The organism is Aeromonas sp. sif2433 (genome assembly GCF_019218705.1).
Taxonomy (GTDB): Bacteria; Pseudomonadota; Gammaproteobacteria; order Enterobacterales; family Aeromonadaceae; genus Aeromonas; species Aeromonas encheleia.
In genome coordinates this window covers 26638-47130 of record NZ_JAHUXD010000006.1, presented here as the reverse complement: position 1 = coordinate 47130, position 20493 = coordinate 26638, and the positions used below count along the sequence as shown (strand labels likewise).

General features: G+C 62.5%; 25 protein-coding genes and 5 tRNA genes. 22 read left to right on the top strand and 8 right to left on the bottom strand.

Translation table 11 applies throughout. The features are described 5' to 3' along the window. Positions 1-56 precede the first annotated feature (56 nt). The gene (locus KW825_RS10745; RefSeq protein ID WP_218329202.1) at positions 57-1016 is read right to left on the bottom strand and encodes a lytic transglycosylase domain-containing protein; all 960 of its coding nucleotides are present in this window, start codon (positions 1014-1016) and stop codon (positions 57-59) included. Then, entirely contained in the window at positions 1016-1294 is a 279-nt protein-coding gene (locus KW825_RS10740; protein WP_042654852.1) for a YcgL domain-containing protein, read from the bottom strand. The genes KW825_RS10745 and KW825_RS10740 overlap by 1 nt, the downstream gene beginning before the upstream one ends. Positions 1295-1400: 106 nt before the next feature. Between KW825_RS10740 and minC the strand changes: the two genes are divergently transcribed. The 5 genes from minC to mtgA all read left to right on the top strand — a co-directional run bounded on the left by minC (position 1401) and on the right by mtgA (position 4498). Beyond that, positions 1401-2117 carry a septum site-determining protein MinC gene (minC, locus tag KW825_RS10735; RefSeq protein WP_218329201.1) on the top strand — a complete coding sequence of 239 codons (717 nt, stop codon included), beginning with the start codon at positions 1401-1403 and terminating at the stop codon, positions 2115-2117. 18 nt (positions 2118-2135) lie between these two features. Continuing rightward, on the top strand, positions 2136-2948 hold the full coding sequence (minD, locus tag KW825_RS10730) for a septum site-determining protein MinD (protein WP_042654854.1): 813 nt from the start codon (positions 2136-2138) through the stop codon (positions 2946-2948). A 2-nt stretch (positions 2949-2950) separates the two neighbouring features. After that, a complete protein-coding gene (gene minE, locus KW825_RS10725; RefSeq protein ID WP_005311265.1) occupies positions 2951-3217 on the top strand; it encodes a cell division topological specificity factor MinE in 267 nt (88 codons plus the stop codon). Between the two features lie 193 nt (positions 3218-3410). Continuing rightward, positions 3411-3737: an HI1450 family dsDNA-mimic protein gene (locus KW825_RS10720; protein WP_218329200.1), complete on the top strand. Its 327-nt coding sequence runs from the start codon at positions 3411-3413 to the stop codon at positions 3735-3737. Positions 3738-3790: 53 nt separating this feature from the next. After that, positions 3791-4498 carry a monofunctional biosynthetic peptidoglycan transglycosylase gene (gene mtgA, locus KW825_RS10715; RefSeq protein ID WP_218329328.1) on the top strand — a complete coding sequence of 236 codons (708 nt, stop codon included), beginning with the start codon at positions 3791-3793 and terminating at the stop codon, positions 4496-4498. Here the strand turns inward: mtgA and KW825_RS20555 are convergent. After that, positions 4495-4626 carry a hypothetical protein gene (locus KW825_RS20555; RefSeq protein ID WP_256351777.1) on the bottom strand — a complete coding sequence of 44 codons (132 nt, stop codon included), beginning with the start codon at positions 4624-4626 and terminating at the stop codon, positions 4495-4497. The genes mtgA and KW825_RS20555 overlap by 4 nt on opposite strands. Before the next feature lie 158 nt (positions 4627-4784). Here KW825_RS20555 and KW825_RS10710 point away from each other — a divergent pair, with 158 nt between their 5' ends. Further along, entirely contained in the window at positions 4785-5108 is a 324-nt protein-coding gene (locus tag KW825_RS10710; protein WP_042654857.1) for an HI1450 family dsDNA-mimic protein, read from the top strand. 51 nt (positions 5109-5159) lie between these two features. On the opposite strand, the gene KW825_RS10705 is transcribed toward KW825_RS10710, so the two are convergent. Continuing rightward, positions 5160-5471, bottom strand: a complete 312-nt coding sequence (locus tag KW825_RS10705) for a DUF1289 domain-containing protein (protein ID WP_218329199.1) — start codon at positions 5469-5471, stop codon at positions 5160-5162. Then, positions 5472-6344, bottom strand: a complete 873-nt coding sequence (locus tag KW825_RS10700) for a S1 RNA-binding domain-containing protein (protein WP_218329198.1) — start codon at positions 6342-6344, stop codon at positions 5472-5474. It abuts the gene before it with no gap. A gap of 271 nt (positions 6345-6615) precedes the next feature. On the opposite strand from KW825_RS10700, the gene KW825_RS10695 reads away from it, so the two are divergent. The 4 genes from KW825_RS10695 to KW825_RS10680 all read left to right on the top strand — a co-directional run bounded on the left by KW825_RS10695 (position 6616) and on the right by KW825_RS10680 (position 8990). Next, positions 6616-7848, top strand: a complete 1233-nt coding sequence (locus KW825_RS10695; protein ID WP_218329197.1) for a UPF0149 family protein — start codon at positions 6616-6618, stop codon at positions 7846-7848. A gap of 150 nt (positions 7849-7998) precedes the next feature. Continuing rightward, positions 7999-8469: a MarR family winged helix-turn-helix transcriptional regulator gene (locus KW825_RS10690; RefSeq protein WP_042653740.1), complete on the top strand. Its 471-nt coding sequence runs from the start codon at positions 7999-8001 to the stop codon at positions 8467-8469. Beyond that, positions 8466-8654: a DUF4250 domain-containing protein gene (locus KW825_RS10685; protein ID WP_042653739.1), complete on the top strand. Its 189-nt coding sequence runs from the start codon at positions 8466-8468 to the stop codon at positions 8652-8654. Before KW825_RS10690 ends, KW825_RS10685 begins: the two co-directional genes overlap by 4 nt. Before the next feature lie 159 nt (positions 8655-8813). After that, entirely contained in the window at positions 8814-8990 is a 177-nt protein-coding gene (locus tag KW825_RS10680) for a hypothetical protein (protein ID WP_126623314.1), read from the top strand. 103 nt (positions 8991-9093) lie between these two features. On the opposite strand, the gene KW825_RS10675 is transcribed toward KW825_RS10680, so the two are convergent. Further along, entirely contained in the window at positions 9094-9681 is a 588-nt protein-coding gene (locus KW825_RS10675) for an FMN-dependent NADH-azoreductase (protein WP_042653738.1), read from the bottom strand. A 225-nt stretch (positions 9682-9906) separates the two neighbouring features. Here KW825_RS10675 and KW825_RS10670 point away from each other — a divergent pair, with 225 nt between their 5' ends. The 4 genes from KW825_RS10670 (at position 9907) to KW825_RS10655 (ending at position 13143) form a co-directional block, all read left to right on the top strand. After that, complete coding sequence (locus KW825_RS10670) at positions 9907-10797, top strand: DMT family transporter (protein ID WP_218329196.1); 891 nt, start codon at positions 9907-9909, stop codon at positions 10795-10797. Between the two features lie 71 nt (positions 10798-10868). After that, a complete protein-coding gene (gene purT, locus KW825_RS10665; protein WP_218329195.1) occupies positions 10869-12047 on the top strand; it encodes a formate-dependent phosphoribosylglycinamide formyltransferase in 1179 nt (392 codons plus the stop codon). Positions 12048-12153: 106 nt separating this feature from the next. Further along, positions 12154-12810, top strand: a complete 657-nt coding sequence (hxpB, locus tag KW825_RS10660) for a hexitol phosphatase HxpB (RefSeq protein ID WP_218329194.1) — start codon at positions 12154-12156, stop codon at positions 12808-12810. 129 nt (positions 12811-12939) lie between these two features. Then, a complete protein-coding gene (locus KW825_RS10655; protein ID WP_017412080.1) occupies positions 12940-13143 on the top strand; it encodes a CPXCG motif-containing cysteine-rich protein in 204 nt (67 codons plus the stop codon). Positions 13144-13790: 647 nt separating this feature from the next. On the opposite strand, the gene KW825_RS10650 is transcribed toward KW825_RS10655, so the two are convergent. Then, complete coding sequence (locus KW825_RS10650) at positions 13791-14408, bottom strand: riboflavin synthase subunit alpha (protein WP_218329193.1); 618 nt, start codon at positions 14406-14408, stop codon at positions 13791-13793. 137 nt (positions 14409-14545) lie between these two features. On the opposite strand from KW825_RS10650, the gene KW825_RS10645 reads away from it, so the two are divergent. The 7 genes from KW825_RS10645 (at position 14546) to KW825_RS10615 (ending at position 16982) form a co-directional block, all read left to right on the top strand. Beyond that, positions 14546-14752 (top strand): YaeP family protein, encoded by a 207-nt coding sequence (locus KW825_RS10645; RefSeq protein WP_042653731.1) that lies wholly within the window; start codon positions 14546-14548, stop codon positions 14750-14752. A 152-nt stretch (positions 14753-14904) separates the two neighbouring features. After that, a complete protein-coding gene (locus KW825_RS10640; protein WP_218329192.1) occupies positions 14905-16284 on the top strand; it encodes an MATE family efflux transporter in 1380 nt (459 codons plus the stop codon). Positions 16285-16467: 183 nt separating this feature from the next. Then, positions 16468-16544: transfer RNA gene (locus KW825_RS10635), tRNA-Val, on the top strand. A gap of 13 nt (positions 16545-16557) precedes the next feature. Continuing rightward, positions 16558-16634 (top strand) — tRNA-Val (locus KW825_RS10630). 18 nt (positions 16635-16652) lie between these two features. Further along, positions 16653-16729: transfer RNA gene (locus KW825_RS10625), tRNA-Val, on the top strand. A gap of 64 nt (positions 16730-16793) precedes the next feature. Next, a tRNA-Val gene (locus tag KW825_RS10620) sits at positions 16794-16870 on the top strand. Between the two features lie 35 nt (positions 16871-16905). Further along, positions 16906-16982: transfer RNA gene (locus KW825_RS10615), tRNA-Val, on the top strand. A 155-nt stretch (positions 16983-17137) separates the two neighbouring features. Here the strand turns inward: KW825_RS10615 and KW825_RS10610 are convergent. Beyond that, positions 17138-19549, bottom strand: coding sequence for a DNA polymerase II (locus tag KW825_RS10610; RefSeq protein WP_218329191.1), 2412 nt, complete (start codon positions 19547-19549; stop codon positions 17138-17140). 130 nt (positions 19550-19679) lie between these two features. On the opposite strand from KW825_RS10610, the gene KW825_RS10605 reads away from it, so the two are divergent. Continuing rightward, the gene (locus KW825_RS10605; protein WP_218329190.1) at positions 19680-20492 is read left to right on the top strand and encodes a DUF3106 domain-containing protein; all 813 of its coding nucleotides are present in this window, start codon (positions 19680-19682) and stop codon (positions 20490-20492) included. Position 20493 lies beyond the last annotated feature (1 nt).

Sequence of the window (20493 nt, the reverse complement as noted above, 5' to 3'; positions counted from 1 at the left end):
CGATATTGCGCGGCCAGCCTCGGTTATTTCGGCCAAGGCGACACAGACCCGGCCCATTATTCCACGATGCGATCGGCCAGGGTCCCAACCGCCACCACAAAATAGTGGGAGCGATTCCAGTGACGCAGCACCCGATAATTGTCGTAGGCGAGATAGCTGCGCCCCTGGACATCGTCCGGCCGGATGAGGGAGGCCTGCATACCGACCCTAGGCAAGGCTGAGCCATCGAGCTGGCGTACCCCGAGCGCCTGCCAGGCCGACAACGGCTTGCGCCGCTCCAGCCCGAGCAGGGCGGGGTCCAGCGCCGCCGGCACTCTGACTCGCCGCCCCCAGGTTTCATCCTCGCGCCAGCCGTTCTGATGCAGATAATTGGCAGCCGAACCAAACACATCCGCGAGATTGCCCCACAGATCCTTCCTGCCGTCCCCATCCTGATCGACCGCATACTTGAGGAAGGACGAAGGCATGAACTGCACCTGCCCCATGGCCCCCGCCCAGGAGCCCTTGAAGTCAGCCGGGCTCACATGTCCCTGCTCTATGATGCGCAGGGCATCGAACAACTGGGCCTTGAAGAAGGCCTCCCGCCGCCCTTCCCAGGCCAGGGTCGTCAGCGACGATATCAGCGGAAAGTGTCCGGTCAATTTGCCGAAATTGGTTTCTATGCCCCACAAGGCGACAATAAAACGGGGTTGAACCCCATATTCATGGCCTATTTTGGTGAGCAACGGCAAATGCCGGCGATATAAGGCTCTCGCCTGATTGACTTTCCATTGGGGAACGGCGCGGGGAATATAAGTATCCAGCGTCAGTTTAAATTCCGGCTGGTTCTGATCGTGTTTGATGGCCGGCTCGATGATCCGGATATCGGCAAAGGCGGCGTCCAGGGTAGCGGCCGGGATCCCGGCCGCGAGCGCTTCCTGTCGCAGCCCGGCCACATACTGCGCAAAGTCGGGTCTGGCCTGCAGCGGCGCGCTTAATATCGCCCCAAGCAATAACAGCGCCAACCGACCCTGCATCAGGCCGAGGCCTTTAATTGCGCCTTGTGCTGCTCCAGCAAATTCTCCGGCGGTGGGGGGACCTGCAGATAGAAGCCCTGCCGTTGCAGCGCCTCCATCACCCGCTCGGTCGAGGCGATCCCCAAGGGCTTGGCCGGGTCCAGCTTGGTCATCAAGACCAGCTCGGGACGACCGAAGGTACTCATCAGTGCCTCTGGCACACGGGAGAAATCCTCTCTTCTTTCAATAAAAAGATAGGTCTCGGCTTTTTTGCGACTTTTATAGACTGCACACAACATGGAAATTGATATAATCCGACGGGTTTATTGCCTCTGATGGTGGCAAACTATAACATCAGGAATTGAATAACAATAACGTATTACCGTCTCGGTTCGGGGAAGATTCATGGTTGAGCGCGATAACGAATTGAAAGGGACTACCTTCACTATTTCTGTGTTGCATCTCAGCGATGGCAATCCGGCGCGGATCCGTCAATTGTTGGCGGCCAAGGTCGCGCTGGCCCCCCAGTTTTTTAATTGCGCCCCCCTCGTCATCAATGTGGAGCGACTGGCTGCGATCCCGGACTTCGAGCAACTCAGGGAGTTGGTCGAGTCGGAAGACTTCGTGCTGGTCGGCATCACGGGGGCGCGCGATGAGGCGATGAAGACGGCGGCCAAGGCGGCGGGACTGGCGGTCATGGTGTCGGGCAAGAGCCGCAAGGTGGAGCCCGAGCAACAACCCGTGCCAGTCCCACCCTCTGTCGAGACCCCGGCCACAGAGCCGGCCCCCCTGGTGCCGAGCAAGGTGCACATCGGGCCGGTGCGTTCCGGCCAGCAGCTCTATGCCGCCGGCACCTCGCTGGTGGTGCTGGGCTCGGTCAGTCCGGGCGCCGAAGTCATCGCCGACGACAGCATCCATATCTATGGTGCCCTGCGTGGCAGGGCCATCGCCGGGGCCAAGGGCAACACCCGGGCCCGTATTTATTGCCAGCAATTGCAGGCCGAGCTGCTCTCCATCGCTGGCACCTTCCAGCTGAGCGATGCTCTGCCGGCAGGCCTGATACAAGAGCCGGTTCATATCCGGCTGGACAACGAACAACTCCGTATAGACCGTATCAAATAGAGTTACAAGGAAGCGAGAATGGCGCGAATCATAGTCGTTACATCGGGCAAAGGTGGCGTTGGCAAGACCACAACCAGCGCGGCCCTGAGCACCGGTTTGGCTCAGCGTGGCCACAAGACAGTGGTCATCGATTTTGACATTGGCCTTAGAAATCTGGATCTCATCATGGGCTGCGAGCGGCGCGTGGTGTATGACTTCGTCAATGTGATCAATGGTGAAGCCAACCTCAACCAGGCGCTCATCAAGGACAAACGCTGCGAAAATCTGTTCATCCTGCCCGCCTCCCAGACCCGGGACAAGGACGCGCTGACCCGCGAAGGGGTCGAGAAGATCCTGGATCAGCTGGCGGAGATGAAGTTTGACTACATCGTCTGCGACTCCCCGGCCGGCATAGAGTCGGGCGCGTTGATGGCGCTCTACTTCGCCGACGAGGCCATCGTCACCACCAATCCGGAAGTCTCTTCCGTGCGTGACTCGGATCGCATCCTCGGCATCCTGGCCTCCAAGTCACGCCGTGCCGAACGCGGTGAAGACCCGATCAAGGAGCACCTGCTGCTGACCCGCTACTGCCCGACCCGCGTCAACCGCGGCGACATGCTGAGCGTGCAGGATGTGCAGGATATCCTGGCCATCAAACTGCTCGGGGTGATCCCGGAGTCCCAGGCGGTGCTGCGCGCCTCCAACTCGGGGGAGCCGGTCATTCTGGACAAGGAGTCCGATGCCGGTCAGGCCTATGAAGATGCCGTCTCGCGTTTGCTGGGCGACACCAAGGATTTTCGTTTTCTGGAAGAAGAAAAGAAGGGCTTCTTTAGCCGACTGTTCGGGAGTTAAACATGTCATTATTGGATTATTTTCGTTCCAACAAGAAACAAAACACCGCACAACTGGCCAAAGAGCGGTTGCAGATCATAGTCGCGCACGAGCGTTCATCCAGAGGGGGGCCGGATTACCTGCCCCAGCTCAAGCAGGACCTCCTCGACGTGATCCGCAAATATGTGCAGATCGATCCGGACAAGATCACCGTCCAGCTCGATAAGAAGAGTGACGAGCTGTCGGTACTGGAGCTCAACATCACCTTCGCCGATGACAAGAAGGGATGAGCTGACGCCCCATGCGTGACCCCTTCCCTCAATGAAGACCGGATCCTGTAGCAGGATCCGGTTTTTTATTGCCCTCAAGAGTCCCGGCGTGACGCTGCATCTCGCCAAGGGGCAAGAGGCCAGCTAGAATACCGCGCGCCACCGTTCGCTCACGACGGGGCTTCTTATTTTTATTATCTGGAACAGATGACTTATGTCTTTGAACGACGAAATGCACAGCGTCGAGGAACTGCTCGATACCGCCCTCGAACTCTTCATGGAGCTGGCCTCCGACAACCTGCCGGAGCAGGAGATCGCCCGCTTCAACCAGGAGTTCAACAGCCGTGGCCTGCTGGCCGAGAGCGATCCGGCCGATGACTGGGAAGCGGACGTGGGCTTTACCGTGAGCGATGCCGAGTACGCCGAGATCTGGATCGGGCTTGGCAACGACGAGCAAGAGTATGAGCACCTGTTCGCCCGCATGCTGCTCTCCCGCCGCGTCGACGAGAAGTTCTGCCACATCGAATGGCTGCCCCAATAATTCCCGACCCCGATGATCCTGGCCACTATGCCTGGGAGTCGGAGCCTGACCCCGTGCGGCCGGCGCTGATGCGCCGCCTGCTGAGCTGGCTCGGCAGGCTGCTGCTGGGGGCTCTGCTGTGCTCCATCGTCTCGGTGGCGCTGCTGCGCTTCATCGATCCCCCCATGTGGACCTGGCGCATCGAGCGGGTCCTGTTCCCGCCCGCCAAGGTGGCCGAGGTCAGACACGACTGGGTGCCGCTCGAGCGGATCTCGAAGGAGCTGCAGCTGGCGGTGATCGCCGCCGAGGATCAGCGCTTCGCCGAGCACAACGGTTTCGACATGGATGCCATCAGCTCGGCGCTCAAACACAACCAGCGCAGCGAGCGGGTGCGCGGCGCCAGCACCCTGAGCCAGCAGACGGCGAAGAATCTCTTCATGTGGAGCGATCGCAGCTTCCTGCGCAAGGGGATAGAGGCCTGGTTTACCCTGCTGATGGAGCTGGGCTGGAACAAGTCCCGCATCCTCGAGATGTACCTGAATATCGTGGAGTTCGGGCCCGGCATCTATGGCGCCGAGGCCGCCGCCCAACACTACTTTGGCAAGCCGGCGGCACGCCTGACCCGCTACGAGGCCTCCCTGCTGGCGGCCGCCCTGCCCAACCCCTGGCGCTACCGGGTCAAGCCCCCCTCCCCCTATGTGCAACAGCGCTCGGCCTGGATCCGTCGGCAGATGGGACAACTCGGCCAGGTCACCCTGAACAAGGTACACGAGGCCGGCTAGGGCTTGTCTGCACGCTCGGCCGCCGGCCCCAGGTGGCCGCCGATCGTCTCCCGATGCAGCGGCAGATAGTGCCACCACCAGGTCTCTCGCCGCCGCTTGATCTGCCGCCTGTGCTGTCGTCGTTTCATGCTGCCCACGCCTCGTCCTGCCACCGGATGAAGACAGGTCTGTTAACCTTATGCCCTGACGCCCCCCTTGGGTAGGGCCGACTCGTTGCAGCCCCACTCTGGCCGCCCTGCACAATAATTGCTACAGTGGCGAACCTGGATGTATCTGGAGTGATTTCATGGAACAGCGTACCCCGGATCAGCTGGTCGAATGGGCCTATGATCAGTTTCTCGAGCAGGCCGCAGACATGCTGGCCCCCGAACAAATCGTCGACATCACCCTCGAGTTCGAGCAGCGTGGCGCCGTCGAGGCAACCCTGCCCAATGCCGACTGGTCGGCCGAACTCGGCGTGCCGGTCGACATGGAGCGCTGGGCCGAGGTGTGGGTCGGCTTGCTGGATCATCAGGAGGAGTTTGAGGTGATCTACGCCACCTTCCTGTTACCCCGCAGTCAGACCGAGCACGAGGTGTATGTTCGCTGGCACCGTCAGCAGCAGGCATAAGAAAGGCGCCATATAGGCGCCTTTCTCGTTTCTGATGTTAGACATCCCCGTTCATGGCCGCGCGGCGATCGCCTTGGCCAGACAGCGGCGGCACCAGCAGGCGCTCGCCTCGCTCATGGGCAAGGCGGGCAACTGGCTACACCAGCACGCCGAGATGCTCTCGCCGGCTGACACGGCGCAGAAGGCCGGTTCACCACAGCCCGGACAGCGATGAGTGCTGCGGGTGCCATCCAGCTCGGCCATGCGCGCCAGCTGGGCGTCGCCGTCCATGGCTGACCAGTGGCCGATCTCGGTCAGGGTGCGGCCGCAACCGAGGCAGAGCCCGTCCTTGGCCTGGCAGTGGCCGATGCAGGGACTCGGCACTTATTCGCCATCCTGTGCCTTGTCGGCAGCGGTGAGGCTGATGCTGTTGTCTTCGATGACAATCTTGCCCTGCTTGTAGAGGCCGCCGATGGCCTTCTTGAAGGTGCCCTTGCTCATGTTGAACATCTTGTAGATGAGCTCGGGTTCGCTCTTGTCCCCCACCGCCAGGCTGCCACCCTGCTTCTGCAGACGGGTGAGGATACGGCCACCGGCATCATCCATCCGATCCAGCCCCGGCTTTTGCAGGGTCAGGTCCAGCTTGCCATCCTCACGCACCTGTTTGACCCAGGCCGTCAGCGGCCGGCCCGTCATCAGCCGGCCGAACACCTCATTCTTGAACAGCATGCCGGAATACTGGCCGTTGACGATCGCCTTGATGCCGAGGGGGGTATGCTCGCCCGGCAGGGCGGTCACCTCGTCACCGGCCTTGAAAGGAGGCAGATCGGTGCTGAGGAAGCGCTCGAGGCGGCTGGTGCCCACCATGCGCCCCTCGTTGTCCAGCATCAGGTGCACCAGATAGACGTGACCCACCTGCATCGGCTTGTTCTGCTCGCGGCTTGGCACGAACAGATCCTTCTTCATGCCCCAGTCGAGGAAGGCGCCGATCTTGTTGGCGTTCACCACCTTGAGGCCGACGATATCGCCCACCATGGCAAACGGCTTGTCGGTGGTGATCACCGGCTCGCAATCGGCGTCCAGATAGAGGAACACGGACACCTCGCCCTCCTCGGCAACGCCTTCCGGCAACTGGCGCTTGGGCAGCAGCAGTTCGCCATATTCGCCCGCGGCGAGCCAGGCGCCACGATCTTCGAGTTCAACGACGGTGAGGGTGTTCATCTTGCCAATCTGTAACATGGTGATCTCTTCTTTCAATATCCGGATGGGCCCGCATTTCGTGCCCGTAAATAGATGCGCATTGCCCCTGTCACCCCGTGGACGATGACAGCCAGCTTCATTTCTCATGCAGGCGCGCATGTTACCTCAGAGCCGTGACAGGACCTAGCCCCTTGCCCGATCCCGCGCACGTTTTTCGCGTCAAACCGGCCCCCGGTTGGCGATATTATCGGCATTCGGCTGCCGATTTGCTGCATTTGACCCCATTTTTGGGTAGACTGCGCCGCCGTTAAATCCAGAGGAAGCGTCGATGAATCCAGCCACTCGAACCCGTCATCTCAATCAATGGATCCAGCACCACAGCGGACAGGACATGAGCTACCCGGCCCTGCACGGCTTTCTCTGTGCCCGTCTGGCGGGGCCGCAGGCCCCCGACTGGCAGGCACCGCTGACCGGTCTGTTGTCCCATGAAGTCGAGCTGGATGAGGAGAGTGCGGCGGCGCTACGGCACCTCATCGGCGAGCTGGAGGCCCAGGCCGACGCCGCCCAGCTCGCGCTGCCAAGCCAATGCCGCCTCTCCAATGAGACGCCGGAGCAGGTGTTCGCGCAGAGCCACCCCCTCGGCCAGTGGAGTTACGGCTTCAGCCAGGGCGTCACCCGCTGGCCCCCCCCTCAGGATCTGAACGATCCCGTCACCCAGCAGCGTTTCAGTCTCGCCGCCGAGCTCTGCCTGTTTCGTGACAGACCCATGGCCCGGATGCTGCATCAGGCCGCGGCCAGCGAGCTGCCTTTTATGGCGTTTTGCAAGCGCCAGCGCCTGCAGATGAAGACGGCCCTCAACCGGTTGCTGCAGTTGGATGAAGATGAGGCGGCACCACCCGCCCAGGAAGCGCTCAACACCGAGCAGAGTCAGCAATGGCAGCAGTGGTTCGAGTTGGCCGATGCCTGCCGCGCCCCCCAGGATCGCCTCGGCTGGTTTGACAAGGTGATTGACGATGCCGCCCCGCTGTTCGATGAGGCCTTCTGGCAGCAGCATGGGGGCCATGGCTGGGGCGCAGCAGAGGCGCGCCCCCTGCTGGCGGCCAGGGCCGGTCGGGCCGACTGCCTGCTGCGACTGGGGCAGCTGGCGCAAGCAAGGGAGCAGTACCTGGCCCTGCTGCGCCTGTGCCAGGCCGATGAGCCGGGCTGTCGTCATCCCCTCTCCAGCCTCTATGCCCGGCTGGGAGATTGGGCCGCCCTGCGCGCCCTGCTGCTGCGCTTCGATGAAGCTTCCAGCTGGCTGCTCTACAACCGGGCGCTGATGGTGTTTGTCTGCGAGGGAAGCGAGGCGGCCCGTCCCCATCTGGTCGCCGCCCTCGCGGCCAACCCCCATGTGCCGGCCTGTCTGCTGGGTCAGCGCAAGCTGCCAAGGCAGGAGCCCGGCCACTGGCAGGCGGGCAGTCGCGATGAGGCGGCGCTCTATACGCTGCAGAGTCGCGAGGCCTGGCTCGACCACAATGCCTTGATCTGGTTACGTAAACACGCCGTCACCAAGGCAAACTAAGCCTCGAACAGACCCGGGTGAAACAGAACACGTGCGCGACCGCACATTTCTCTGGTACTTGTTCAGACAAATGTCCTTGTGTTACGTATCATCAAGGTCAAAGTATCAAGAGAAACTGCACCCGATGCAGCCGTCACAGCAGGATGTCATATGTCAAAGATCATAGAGCTGCTCGCACACTACCCCCCTTATCAGCTGGTGCATGCCGCTGAGATGGTGCGCGACACCTTTGAACAGTTTTACCAACAACGTTACCAGCTGACGGTGCCCCAATGGCGCCTGATGATGGTGCTCGGTCCCAACTACCCCATCAGCCAGAAGGAGCTGGTGGAGGCGAGCGGGATGGACAAGGTGCGGATCTCCCGCGAGATCCACCGCCTGGTGGAGAAAGGGATACTGTTCACCGAGAGCAGCCCCCAGGACAAGCGGATCAGTCTGGTCTCCTTCACCCCGGCGGGGCTCACGCTGTTCCAGCAGCTCAAGACCGAAGCGGGCAGCTGGCAACACACCCTCACCGACTATCTGCCGAGCGAGGCGCGCCAGACCATTCGACTGCATCTGCAGAGTGTCAGCGATGCCATCGAACAACTGCACCTGCTGGACAATGAGCAACAGCCATGAATCTGAACAACTTCACCACCATGGACGTCAATATGCTGCTGAGCCTGGTCAACATGCAACTGCGTGATCGTTACGATGATCTTGACGATCTCTGCAAGGCGCAGGATCTCGATCAGGCGGCGCTGATCGCCCGCCTCGCCAGCGCCGATTTCCACTATCGGCCGGATCAGAAGCAGTTCAGATAGGGATCCGGATCACAAGCTGTCGCAGGGGGCTGGCTCTGGCGGCAAAAGCTGCTAAGGTGAGAGCAACCCCGCATAGACCAAAACCTGAGGTATGGATACATCAGGTTGTCATACAGGGGGACTAGCCTTACCTGAGACCTCATAGCCAAGGACGACACTATGATCCTGACCCGACAGACCAGCCTGATCATCCTCAGCGCCATCTTCATGATCAGCCTCTTCTCCCCTCATCTGCCCGAGAGTGCCGAGCAGTGGCTCAGCTGCCTGTTGCTGGGCTCACTGGTGGCGGTGTGCCTGATGGTCGGCAGCGGCTGTCGCCGCTTCATCTGGGATTGAGCCCTCTACATTCTTCTTCTTCGCCTTCCAGAAACAACAACGCAGCCATCAGGCTGCGTTGTTGTTTAGCGGCATCCGGTGTGTGACACACCGAAGAGTCTTATCAGATCGCCAGAGTTTCCAGCTGCTCTTTCGCCTGCTCCAGGCCCTTGGCCTGAGCGTCCGGGCCCATGCCCATGCCTTCGGCGTAGATGAAGTCTACCTCGTTGATGCCGATGAAGCCGAGCACGGTGCGCATGTAAGGGGTCACCAGATCGGTGGCGCTGCCGACGTGCATGCCGCCACGGGGGCTGATCACCAGGGCGCGGGTGTTCTCCACCAGGCCGACCGGGCCGGTCTCGGTGTAGCGGAAGGTCACGCCGGCACGGGCCACCAGGTCAATCCAGTTCTTCAGCTGGGTCGGGATGTTGAAGTTGTACATGGGGGCGGCAATCACCACCAGATCGCTCGCCTTCAACTCGGCGACCAGCTCATCGGACTGTGCCAGCACGGCCAGCTGACGCTCGCTCAGGTTCTCACCACCACGCAGACCCAGGGCCAGCTCGCCATCCAGCACCGGCAGATTGAGGGTGGCCAGGTCACGTACCGTGACGCTGTCATCCTGATGATCGGCAAGGAAGCCGTCGATCAGGGCGTTGGACTGAGAGTATTGACCCAGGATGCTGGACTTGAGTACGAGGATATTGGCCATGGTAACGCTCCATTTGGTTGTCAGTTGGACAGTACGACTGTCGATGGAGGTCACTATAAACATTGAGCTACAAGCCTGATAGCGAAAATAGATGCTCAAGTTATTCAAAATTTTTGACGATTGTTCATTTCATCGCCAAGGGGGCGATGACCTCGCGCCCCACCCTTGGCAGAACAAACGATTGCCGTTATGATTTGCCGCACTTTTTTCAGCGACCCGGATCCCATGGAACCCTCCCGCAGGCACTCCCCCTTTGCCGGCGCAATCTGGATGATGGTGGCAGGTCTCTGCTTCGCCGCCGTCAACAGCCTGAGCCAGTATGTCAGCTTCAAGCTCGGCCTCCCCTCGACCCAGGTCGCCTTTCATCAGTACCTGGTTGCCCTGATCTGTCTGCTGCCCTGGCTGATCCGCCATGGCCTGCGCCAATCCCTGATGACCAACCAGCTGCGGTTGCACCTGCTGCGCGTCCTGCTCGCCGTCATCGGCATCCAGTTCTGGCTCTGGGCGCTGGCGGTGCCCGTGCCCATCTGGCAGGGCATAGCGCTCCTGATGACCTCCCCGCTGTTTGCCACCCTGGGCTCTGCCCTGCTGCTCAAGGAGCAGGTGAGCCGGGCGCGCATCCTGGCCACCCTGGCGGGCTTTGTCGGCGCCATGCTGATCCTGGCCCCTTGGACCGACGACTTCAGCTGGGCCTCCTTGCTGCCGGTGGCGGCCGCGCTGTTCTGGGCCGGTTACTCCCTGCTGGTGCGCTACCAGGCGGCGAGCGAGTCGTCCCACACCATAGTGGTCTACCTGCTCATCTTCAGCACCCCGTTCAACGCCATGCTGGCCCTGCCGGAATGGCAGTGGCCGAGCGAAACCCAGTGGCTGCTGGTGGCGGCCTCCGGCGTACTCTCGGCGCTGGCCCAGATGTCCATCGCCCGCGCCTACAGCGTGGCCGAGGCCTCCTTCGTGCAGCCGTTCGACTTTGCCAAATTGCCGATGAACGTGCTGGCAGGCTGGCTGGTGTTTGGCTGGGCGCCCCCCGGCCGATTGTGGCTGGGCGCCGCCATCATCATTGGCGCCATCACGCTGCTGACCCATCTGGAGCAGCGCGCCCACAGATCCGTTTCCTGAGGTACGCCATGCGTGCCTCTTTTTTTGTCTAACTCTTGGCCATCAACCACATCGACTTCAGGAGAGATCACATGTTTGGAACCGCTACCCGCCCCGGCGCCACCCGCGCCCTGCTGCTTGGCTCGGGGGAACTTGGCAAGGAAGTGGCCATCGAGCTGCAACGGTTCGGGATCGAGGTGATCGCCGCCGACCGCTACCCCCACGCCCCCGCCATGCAGGTGGCCCACGCCTCCCATGTGCTGGACATGCTCGATGGCGACGCCCTGCGCGCCCTGGTGGCCGAGGTCAAACCCGATCTCATCATCCCCGAGATTGAAGCCATCGCCACCGATACCCTGGCGCAGCTTGAGCAGGAAGGAGTCAGGGTCGTGCCCAATGCCCGAGCCACCCAGCTCACCATGAACCGGGAGGGGATCCGCCGCCTCGCCGCCGAGGAGCTGGGTCTGCCCACCTCCTCCTATCGATTCGCCCAGAGCCAGGAGGAGTTTGTCGCCGCGGTCCACGCCATCGGCCTGCCTTGCGTGGTGAAACCCGTGATGAGCTCGTCCGGCAAGGGCCAGAGCCTGCTGCGCGACCTCGCCAAGCTCGACGAGAGCTGGACCTATGCCCAGGAGGGTGGCCGCGCCGGCCGTGGCAAGGTGATCGTCGAGGGCTTCGTGCCCTTTGACTACGAGATCACCCTGCTCACGATCCGCGCCGTGGATGGCATCCACTTCTGCGATCCCATCGGCCACCGCCAGGAGGATGGCGACTACCGCGAGTCCTGGCAGCCCCAGCAGATGAGCGAGCTGGCGCTGGCCCGATCCAAAGAGGTCGCAGCCAAGGTGGTCGAGGCGCTCGGCGGCTACGGCCTGTTCGGGGTCGAGCTGTTCGTGCAGGGGGAAAACGTCTGGTTCAGCGAGGTCTCCCCTCGCCCCCATGACACCGGCATGGTGACTCTGATCTCCCAGGATCTCTCCGAGTTTGCCCTGCACGTGCGCGCCATCCTGGGCTTGCCCATCGGCACCATCACGCAGTACGGACCGAGCGCCTCCGCCGTGGTGCTGCGGGAGGGCCACAGCCAGGACCTTCGCTATCAGGGGATTGGCGAGGCGCTGTCTCTGGTGCCGGGTGCCCAGCTGCGACTGTTCGGCAAGCCCGAGATCGCCGGTCGCCGCCGGCTCGGGGTGGCACTGGCCCGTGGCCAGCACTGTGACGAGGCGGTCGAGCGGGCCAAGGCCGTCGCCGCCAGGGTAGAGGTGATCTTCTAGGGAAAAGCCACGCCGGCATGATCGGGCGCAAGGGGCATCGAAATGCCCCTTTTGCATTTCTGCGCCCGGCTTATAATCCAGAGTTCAATTTAGTCAGGAGTAGATGATGTTAGCTGCCGTGATCTTCGATATGGATGGTGTTCTGATCGATTCTGAACCCTTTTGGCAACGGGCCCAGATGGCCGTCTTCTCCGAACTGGGCCACCCCCACACGGAAGAGGATTGCCACTCCACCATAGGGGTACGCATCGATCAGCTGGTGGCGCACTGGTATCGGCTGCGCCCCTGGAGCGGCCCCAGCCAGGAGGAGGTGGTGCAGCGCATCCTGGATCGGGTCATCGCACTCATCCTGCAGGAGGGCGAGGCCAAGGAGGGGGTGCTGGCGGCACTGACCCTGATCGAGGCGCAGGGGCTCAAGATAGGACTGGCCACCTCCTCCCCCTTCAACATGGTGGAGGCGGTGCTCGGCAAGCTCGGCATCAAGGATCGCTTCCTCGCGGTCCACTCCGCCGAGGTGGAGCGCTTCGGCAAGCCTCATCCCGATGTCTACATCCATGCGGCCGAGAAGCTAGGGGTCCTGCCGGTGCATTGCCTCGCCATCGAGGACAGCTTCACCGGTCTGCTGGCGGCCAAGGCGGCCTCCATGCAGGCGCTGATCGTGCCGGACCCGGCACTGGTGGGAGATCCCCGTCTCGCCATCGCCGATCACCAGCTGCGCACCCTGGCCGAGCTGGATGCCGCCATGCTGGCCAACTGGGCCTAGTGACGCCGACCTCCTCGCGGCCAGGCCTCCTACAGGGGCTGCCGTAAACGTGCGCCTGCTCGCGGTTGCGCCGCCTCTCGCCGACTAGAATCAGGAGAGAGGCGGCCAGTTCGGCCCGAGGAGGTCACCATGATCGAGTACACCAGCAAACGCATCGTCTGCCCCCACTGCGGCCATCACACCCGGGTCGAGCTGGATGCCAGCCAGGGGGATCAGGAGTTCTACGAGGATTGCATGGCCTGTTGCAACCCCATCCACCTGCGTCTGCACCTGGATGAGGCGCGCGACTGCCTGCAGCTGTTTGTGGATGCCGACGACGAGCAGATGTTCTGATTGCGGTTTCGATGGCCTGGCCTAAATCAGGCGGCAAGTATCAGCGCGATCATGATTGATGGCGCTCGCCCCATGGCAGACTGCCTGCGGGGGGCTTATCAGCCTGGTCGCAGCGGGCTCACCCTGTCCTGTGGCTGGTACTTCGCAGACAATGAGCGACGGCAGCGGCGCCATAGCGTCTAGAGCATGCCCACCTCCCCTCACATGTCCCTGCTCAACCAATTCCCCCATAGAAAAAAGCCCCTCGGAGAACCTCAAATCATCCTGAAGTTCGCCAAGGGGCCTTGTCGCTTATGTGATGGTTGTCGGCTCATGGATGTGCCAGACACATGAAGTGTAGGCCCGGTTTCCTCCATCGGCCAGAGTCTGACGCTCAGGGTCCGTCAGGCCAAGCAGGCCAGGGGTTTAACAGCCACACTGGGGATGGCGTTCATCCTCGCCACATGGTTCTTCTGTTCATTCCTTTAAGCCCGTCAGCTCGATGGGCTTCTTTTTTTGGCAGTGCCATTGCTGAGTCGCGGGGAACGGACCCATTACGGCAGAACGTTCTGCCGTGACTGGCGCCTCGTCTCGTCTTCCGTTCACGGGATCGAAAAGGGCCCGCATGATGCGGGCCCTTTTGAAGTTGAGGCGTGCACTCCGGCGGATCAGGCCGGCTGGCGCGCCGCCAGCACCCGCTCCACCGTATCGACGATGGCCTGGGTCTGGGGATCGATCTCGATGTTGGTACGCCAACCCGCCTTGACCCAGCCCAGGTTGGTGCGGGCCAGGGTCTCGGGGATCAGGTTGACGCAGAACTCAGCCCCCCGCACCTCGCCCACCGTCAGGCTGATGCCGTCGATGCCGATGTAGCCCTTGGTCAGCACGTATTTCATCAACTCGGGGGCGAGGCGATACCAGACCTGGCGGTTGTTGGGGGTGTCGATGACGGCGCTCACCTCCGCCGTGCCCATGATGTGGCCGGACATGGCGTGACCGCCTATCTCGTCGCCAAAACGGGCGGCCCGCTCCAGGTTCACCTTGTCCCCCGGCTGCAGGCTGCCGAGGTTGGTGACCGCCAGGGTCTCCTGCATCAGATCGAAGCTGACCAGCGCCCCCTCGATGCGGGTGACCGTCAGGCAACAACCGTTGTGGGCCACCGAGGCGCCGAGCGCCAGCCCCTCTCCCCAGGCCGGGTTCGGCATGCGGATCACGTGGGTGCGAAAGTTGGGCAGCGCCTCTATGGCCACCAGTTCGGCGGTCCCCTGTACTATGCCGGTGAACATGTCTCGTCTCCTGCTATGACAAAAAATCGCTGGCAGGTTAACCCCGTCCACCGGCTCAGACAAGCGCGCCGGCTGACAAGCACCGGTCCGATCGCTATAGTGGCGAACTATGCACTCTGTCGATTGAGGATGAAATAATGCAGGTATATCAATGTTGTGAGGCCATTCGCATCGCCTATAACCAGATTGGGTCCGGTGAGCAGGGCTATGTGCCGCAGGCCATCGCCGCCAGCATCCGGGCACTCGACGCCGTGGCGAGCGACGAGCGGGTCCCCGCCGAGCTGCGCCAGCAGGCCGCCTACGCCGCCGCCAACCTGCTGATCAGCGATCACGAGGACGCCTGATCCCCCCACGCAGGGCTCGCCAACCGTTTCATGTTGGCTGATTTTCAGGCTAGAATGACACCCCCGCATTTTGTCTCCTCCCGGTGAGGAGACAAAAGCTCTTCTCATTTACCCGTTCTTTTCTCTTTTATCTGATCCACTCGGAGGTGTCAGTGCAACGTTATTGGACCGAGGCGAAGCAGCTCGTTCGCCTAGCCAGCCCCATTCTGGTGGCCCAGGTGGCCCAGATCGCCATGAGCTTCGTCGATACCGTGATGGCGGGACAGGTCAGTGCCGTGGATCTCGCGGCGGTGTCGGTCGCCTCCAGCTTCTGGCTGCCGATCATCCTGCTGACGCAAGGCATCATCATGGCGCTCACCCCCATCGTCTCCCAGCTCAACGGGGCCCGCAAACGGGACGAGGTACGCCCGGCCGTGCACCAGGGCTTCTGGCTGGCGCTGATGGTGATCCCCTTCGCCATGCTGGCGCTCTACTTCAGCCCGCTGGCGCTGCATATAATGGACGTGGATCCGGTCATGGCCGCCAAGACCACGGGCTTCCTGCACGCCATCCTGTGGGGCCTGCCCGCCTTCGTGCTGTTCCAGGTGCTGCGCAACTTCAGCGAGGGGCTCTCCCACACCATGCCCACCATGGTGATAGGCTTCGTCGGGCTGGCGGTCAACATCCCCGCCAACTACATCTTCATCCACGGCCACTTCGGCATGCCCAAGCTCGGCGGGGTCGGCTGTGGGGTGGCCACCGCCATCGTGCTCTGGGCCATGCTGCTGGCGATGATCCTCTACGTGAAGCTCTCCCCTCACTTCAAGACCATCAACCTGTTCGCCCAGCTCGCTCGCCCCAACGGCAGCCGGATCTGGCGCCTGTTCCGACTCGGCTTCCCCATCGCCATGGCCATCTTCTGCGAGGTGACCCTGTTCACCGTGGTGGCCCTGATGCTGGCACCGTTCGGGGCGGAGACGGTGGCGAGCCACCAGATCGCCCTGAACTTCTCCAGCCTGGTGTTTATGCTGCCGCTGTCGATTGGCGTCGGCGTCACCATCCGGGTCGGCCACAGCATAGGGGAAGGACAACCGGCCCACGCCCGGGTCGCCGCCCGTACCGGCCTGATGCTGGGCATGGCGGTCGCCGCCGGCACCGCCGCCCTGACGGTGCTGCTGCGCGAGCATATCGCGGGTATCTACACCGATGACATCCAGGTGATCACGCTGGCGGCCACCCTGCTGTTCTTCGCCGCCATCTATCAGGTGTCCGACTCGGTGCAGGTGGTCGCGGCCGCGGCCCTGCGTGGCTACAAGGACACCAAGGCGATCTTCTACGTCACCATAGTCGCCTACTGGGGACTGGGGCTGCCGACCGGCATGATGCTGGGGCTGACCGACTGGGTGGTGCCACGCATGGGGCCGCAGGGCTTCTGGATAGGCTTCATCGTCGGCCTGACCGGCGCGGCCCTGATGCTGGGCACCCGGCTGCGACTCATCTATGGCCGCTTCGCGAGTCCCGAGGCCTGCACCACCCTTTCCCAGGCCCAGTGACGGACGTCCGGACCCGCTCCCGTGAGCTGCTCGCCTGCAAAATCAACAGGCTGCGCAAGAACTGGGCAAACAGTCTCCTTTGTGCATGTCCCTTGTTGACAGCCTTGGGGGGCATGGGTAGTATGCCGACCACGCCAGCAATGCTGGCGTGGTGAAGCGGGCCTGCGGTTCGATTCATACAGTGGGTTTATAGCTCAGTTGGTTAGAGCACTACCTTGACATGGTAGGGGTCGTTGGTTCGAATCCAATTAAACCCACCACTTTTTCTGTGATGCGTCCTTAGCTCAGCTGGTTAGAGCACCACCTTGACATGGTGGGGGTCGGTGGTTCGAATCCACTAGGACGCACCATCACAGCACATTGAATATGCGTCCTTAGCTCAGCTGGTTAGAGCATCACCTTGACATGGTGGGGGTCGGTGGTTCGAATCCACTAGGACGCACCATATTCCCGTGAGTTGACTCCCATTTCGGTTCAACCTCATGTGAGTAGACAGGTTTGCCTGATGTGGGTTTATAGCTCAGTTGGTTAGAGCACTACCTTGACATGGTAGGGGTCGTTGGTTCGAATCCAATTAAACCCACCACTCCTCGCAAACGAAAAAGCCGCATCGCGCACCTTGCGTCCTTAGCTCAGCTGGTTAGAGCATCACCTTGACATGGTGGGGGTCGGTGGTTCGAATCCACTAGGACGCACCAAATTAGCAAAGCCCGCTCATCGAGCGGGCTTTTTGCATTCCAGACTCGGCCCCCTTCCCGTTGAGAAGCGACCTATTGCCGCCCTCTCCCGCTCCATATCGCGGATGGCAACCATTGCCGTCCGTGCTCGCTCCTTGCCGCCGCCAATGACCGTGCTAGAAGAGATCCAGCTGCTGGCCGCAGATCCGATCGAACGACTCGCCGATGAAGGGCAGGATGGCGTCGGCGATGGGCCGCAGCTGCTTGTCGATGTAGTGCTCGTAGTCGATGGCGCTGCGTCTGTACTCCAGCGGTTCGGGTCCATTGAGGGTCATCAGATAGGCGATGGTGCCCCTGTGCTGGTAACGCTGGGGCCGGCCGCGGCGCAGGTTCTCCTCGTCCGCCAGCCGCGCGGCCCGCACGTGGGGCGGCACATTCTTCTGGTACTCCTCGAGCTTCTGGCGCAGCCGCTTGCGATAGACCAGCAGTTCGTCGTGCTGACCGGCCCGGGTCTCGTCCACCATGGTGCGCACATAGCCGCTGGGATCGGCATCGTGAAACACCAGATCGAAGAGCCGGGTCTGGAACTGCTTGGCCAGCGCGGTCCAGTCGGTGCGCACCGATTCCAGCCCCTTGAACACCAGATGCTCCCCCTCTCCCTCCCCCTGTTTGCCAACCAGCCCGGCGTATCGCTTCTTGCTACCCTTCTCCAGCCCGCGGATGGTGGGCATCAGGAAGCGGCGGTAGTGGGTCTCGTATTCGATCTCGAGATAGCAGGGCAAGTCGAACTCGCGCTTGATCAGACTTATCCAGTTCTCGTTGATCATGCTGGCCAGCTTGCGGCCGATCTCGTCCGCCTCTTGCGGGCTGACCGCCCGGTTGAGGTGGACGAAGGTCGAGTCGGTGTCGCCATAGATCACCTGATAACCCTGCGCCTCGATCCACTCCCGGGTCTGCTGCATGATGCCATGGCCGCGCAGGGTGATGGAGGAGGCCAGGCGGGGATCGTAGAAGCGGCAGCCCCCCGAGCCCAGCACCCCGTAGAAGGAGTTCATGATGATCTTGATGGCCTGGGAGAGCGCCTTGTTGCTGGCCGCCTTGGCCCTGTCCCGCGCCGCCCACAGGGTGGCAATGAGATCCGGCAAAAAGTGGCGGGTGCGGGAGAAGAGCGCGCCGCGAAAGCCGGGGATGGCGGTGGCGGGCTGCTGCAACCCCTCCACCAACCCCATGGGATCGATGCAGAAGGTGCGGATGATGCTGGGATAGAGGCTCTTGAAGTCGAGCACCAGCACATGGTGATAGAGGCCGGGTTTGGAGTCCATCACATAGCCGCCCGGGCTCGCCAGGCCGCCATCGGCAGGCAGATTGGGCGCCACGTAGCCACCGCGGTGGAGCCTCGGCAGGTAGAGGTTGGTGAAGGCCGCCACCGAACCGCCGATCCTGTCCAGCTCCAGCCCGGTGAGGGAGGCACGCTCGATGGCGAAGGCAATGAGGTGGCAGTGATCGAAGATCTCCCACACCAGCTTGCAGTCTTCCAGGTTGTAGCGGGCCAGCGCCTCCTTGTCGGAGTGGAACAGCTCGGTGATCTTCTCCCCCCGGTTCGCCACGTCCTCGATATCCTTGCCGCGGCCGAGCAGCTCGCTCGCCACCGCATCCAGGCTGAAGCTGGGAAACTGCCAGGTGGCGCTCTTGAGGGTGTCGATGCCATCCAGCACCATGCGGCCCGGGATGATGACGTTGCCGGTCTGGGGATCGTTGCGCGACGAGCGCCAGAAGCAGAGCTCGCGCCCCCGTCCCAGCCGCAGTCGCCGCCCGTTGAGCTCGGCCCGGCGCAGCAGCAGGCGAAAGTCGAAGTTCACCACGTTCCAGCCGATCACCAGATCCGGATCGTGCAGGCCAAACCAGCGCTCCAGCGCCCCGAGCAGGGCGTTTTCGTCCGCCACCCACTCGATGCGGGTCTCCCACTCATCCGAGCCGACTTCGGGCTCCCCGATCAGGATGACCCTGGCGTCCCGTTCGCTGTAGAGCCCCACCGAGAACAGGGCCCCGTCCATGGCGCACTCCACGTCGAGCGACACCCAGGAGAGCGCCGGCGTCACCGCCTGGGGGGCGCAGCGCGCCTCGCTCACCTCCCAGTAACCCTGCTTGCCCCCCTTGCGCGTCGTCTTGCCGCCGAAGCGCACCCCGGCGGTGATGAAACGCTCCATCAGGAAGCGCTCCGGCAGCCGGATATCCGCCTCGAAGTGCTCGAGCCCCCGGATCAGCAGCAGCTCGATGGCGCGGTGGAAGGCGCTCAGGGTGGAGAAATAGCACCCCACCACCTTGCTGCCGTCGAAGGTGTGCATGGGCAGCCGGCGAAACCGGCCCCGCACGCCGGATCCCTTGAACAGCAGGGCGGCCTCCTCCATGTGGCGCTCCGGCAGGAAGAACACCGGCTCCTGCCCCGGCACCACCAGTCGCACCGGCCCCTGCTCGCTCCACAGCCACATCACGATTTCGGTGCGACCGCGCACATCCCGCCCATGGCGGGTCAGGATGAAACCATCGAGTGGTAGCTTGGGGGCGGCGGCGGGCTGGGTCGCGGTCATGCAGCATGGGTCAGAGTCAGACGATGAGACTATTGTACGTGCATACAGTAATGGCTCGCAATCCTGGCTGCTCGGCGAGACGGTTTGCCGTATAATCGGCCCATGGTCTCGCCCCCTCCCAGGAGTTCCCATGCGTACCGCCCTGCTGCTTTCCCTGCTGGCCCTGAGCCTCGCCGGCTGCTCGACGACCTCGTCAACGGTCGGCACTGCCGGCGTCGGTGTTTCCTATGGCAGCTACTATGGCTCCTATCCCTGGTGGTATGACGATTACTACCATTACTGGGATGACCACTACCCCTGGTGCTGCGACAACGAGGGGGATTTCGACGAACTGATCAAAAAATGGTGGAGCGGGCTCGATGAAGAGCGCCAGCAGGAGATCAAGGACAAGTACCAGGATTGGCAGGACAACAATGGCCAGCCGGATCTGACCGCGCTGCGGGGGGAGCTGGCGACGCGCTGGAATGCCATGACGCCGGAGCAACGACAGGCCCTGCGTGACAACCGCCAGAACAGACCGAGCCTGAGCAACCCCGACAAAGGCCTCCGCTCGCCCCTGGACTATAGAGCCGACACCCTCCCCAGGGGGGAGAACGGCATGCTGGCGCCAACGCCGCGGCCCAAGGTCGACAACGGCTTGCTGACACCCAGGACACAGCCCAAGGCCGATAATGGCTTGCGGACACCCGGGGCACAGCTCAAGGTCGACGGCGGCCTGCTGCCCTCCACCCCGCCCAGGGTCAATAATGGTGCACTGACGCCCTCCACCCTGCCCAAGACAAATAACGGCATCTTGACCCCCGGGACCCAGTCCAGGGTGGATGCCAGACCGCACCTTCCCCGCTCCATGGTCACCCCGGTGCGCATACCCACCGTCAGACCGGCGATAAGGCCGAGTTTCACCCCCATGCGCAGCTTCGGAGGCGGAGGCCGCCGCCGCTAGC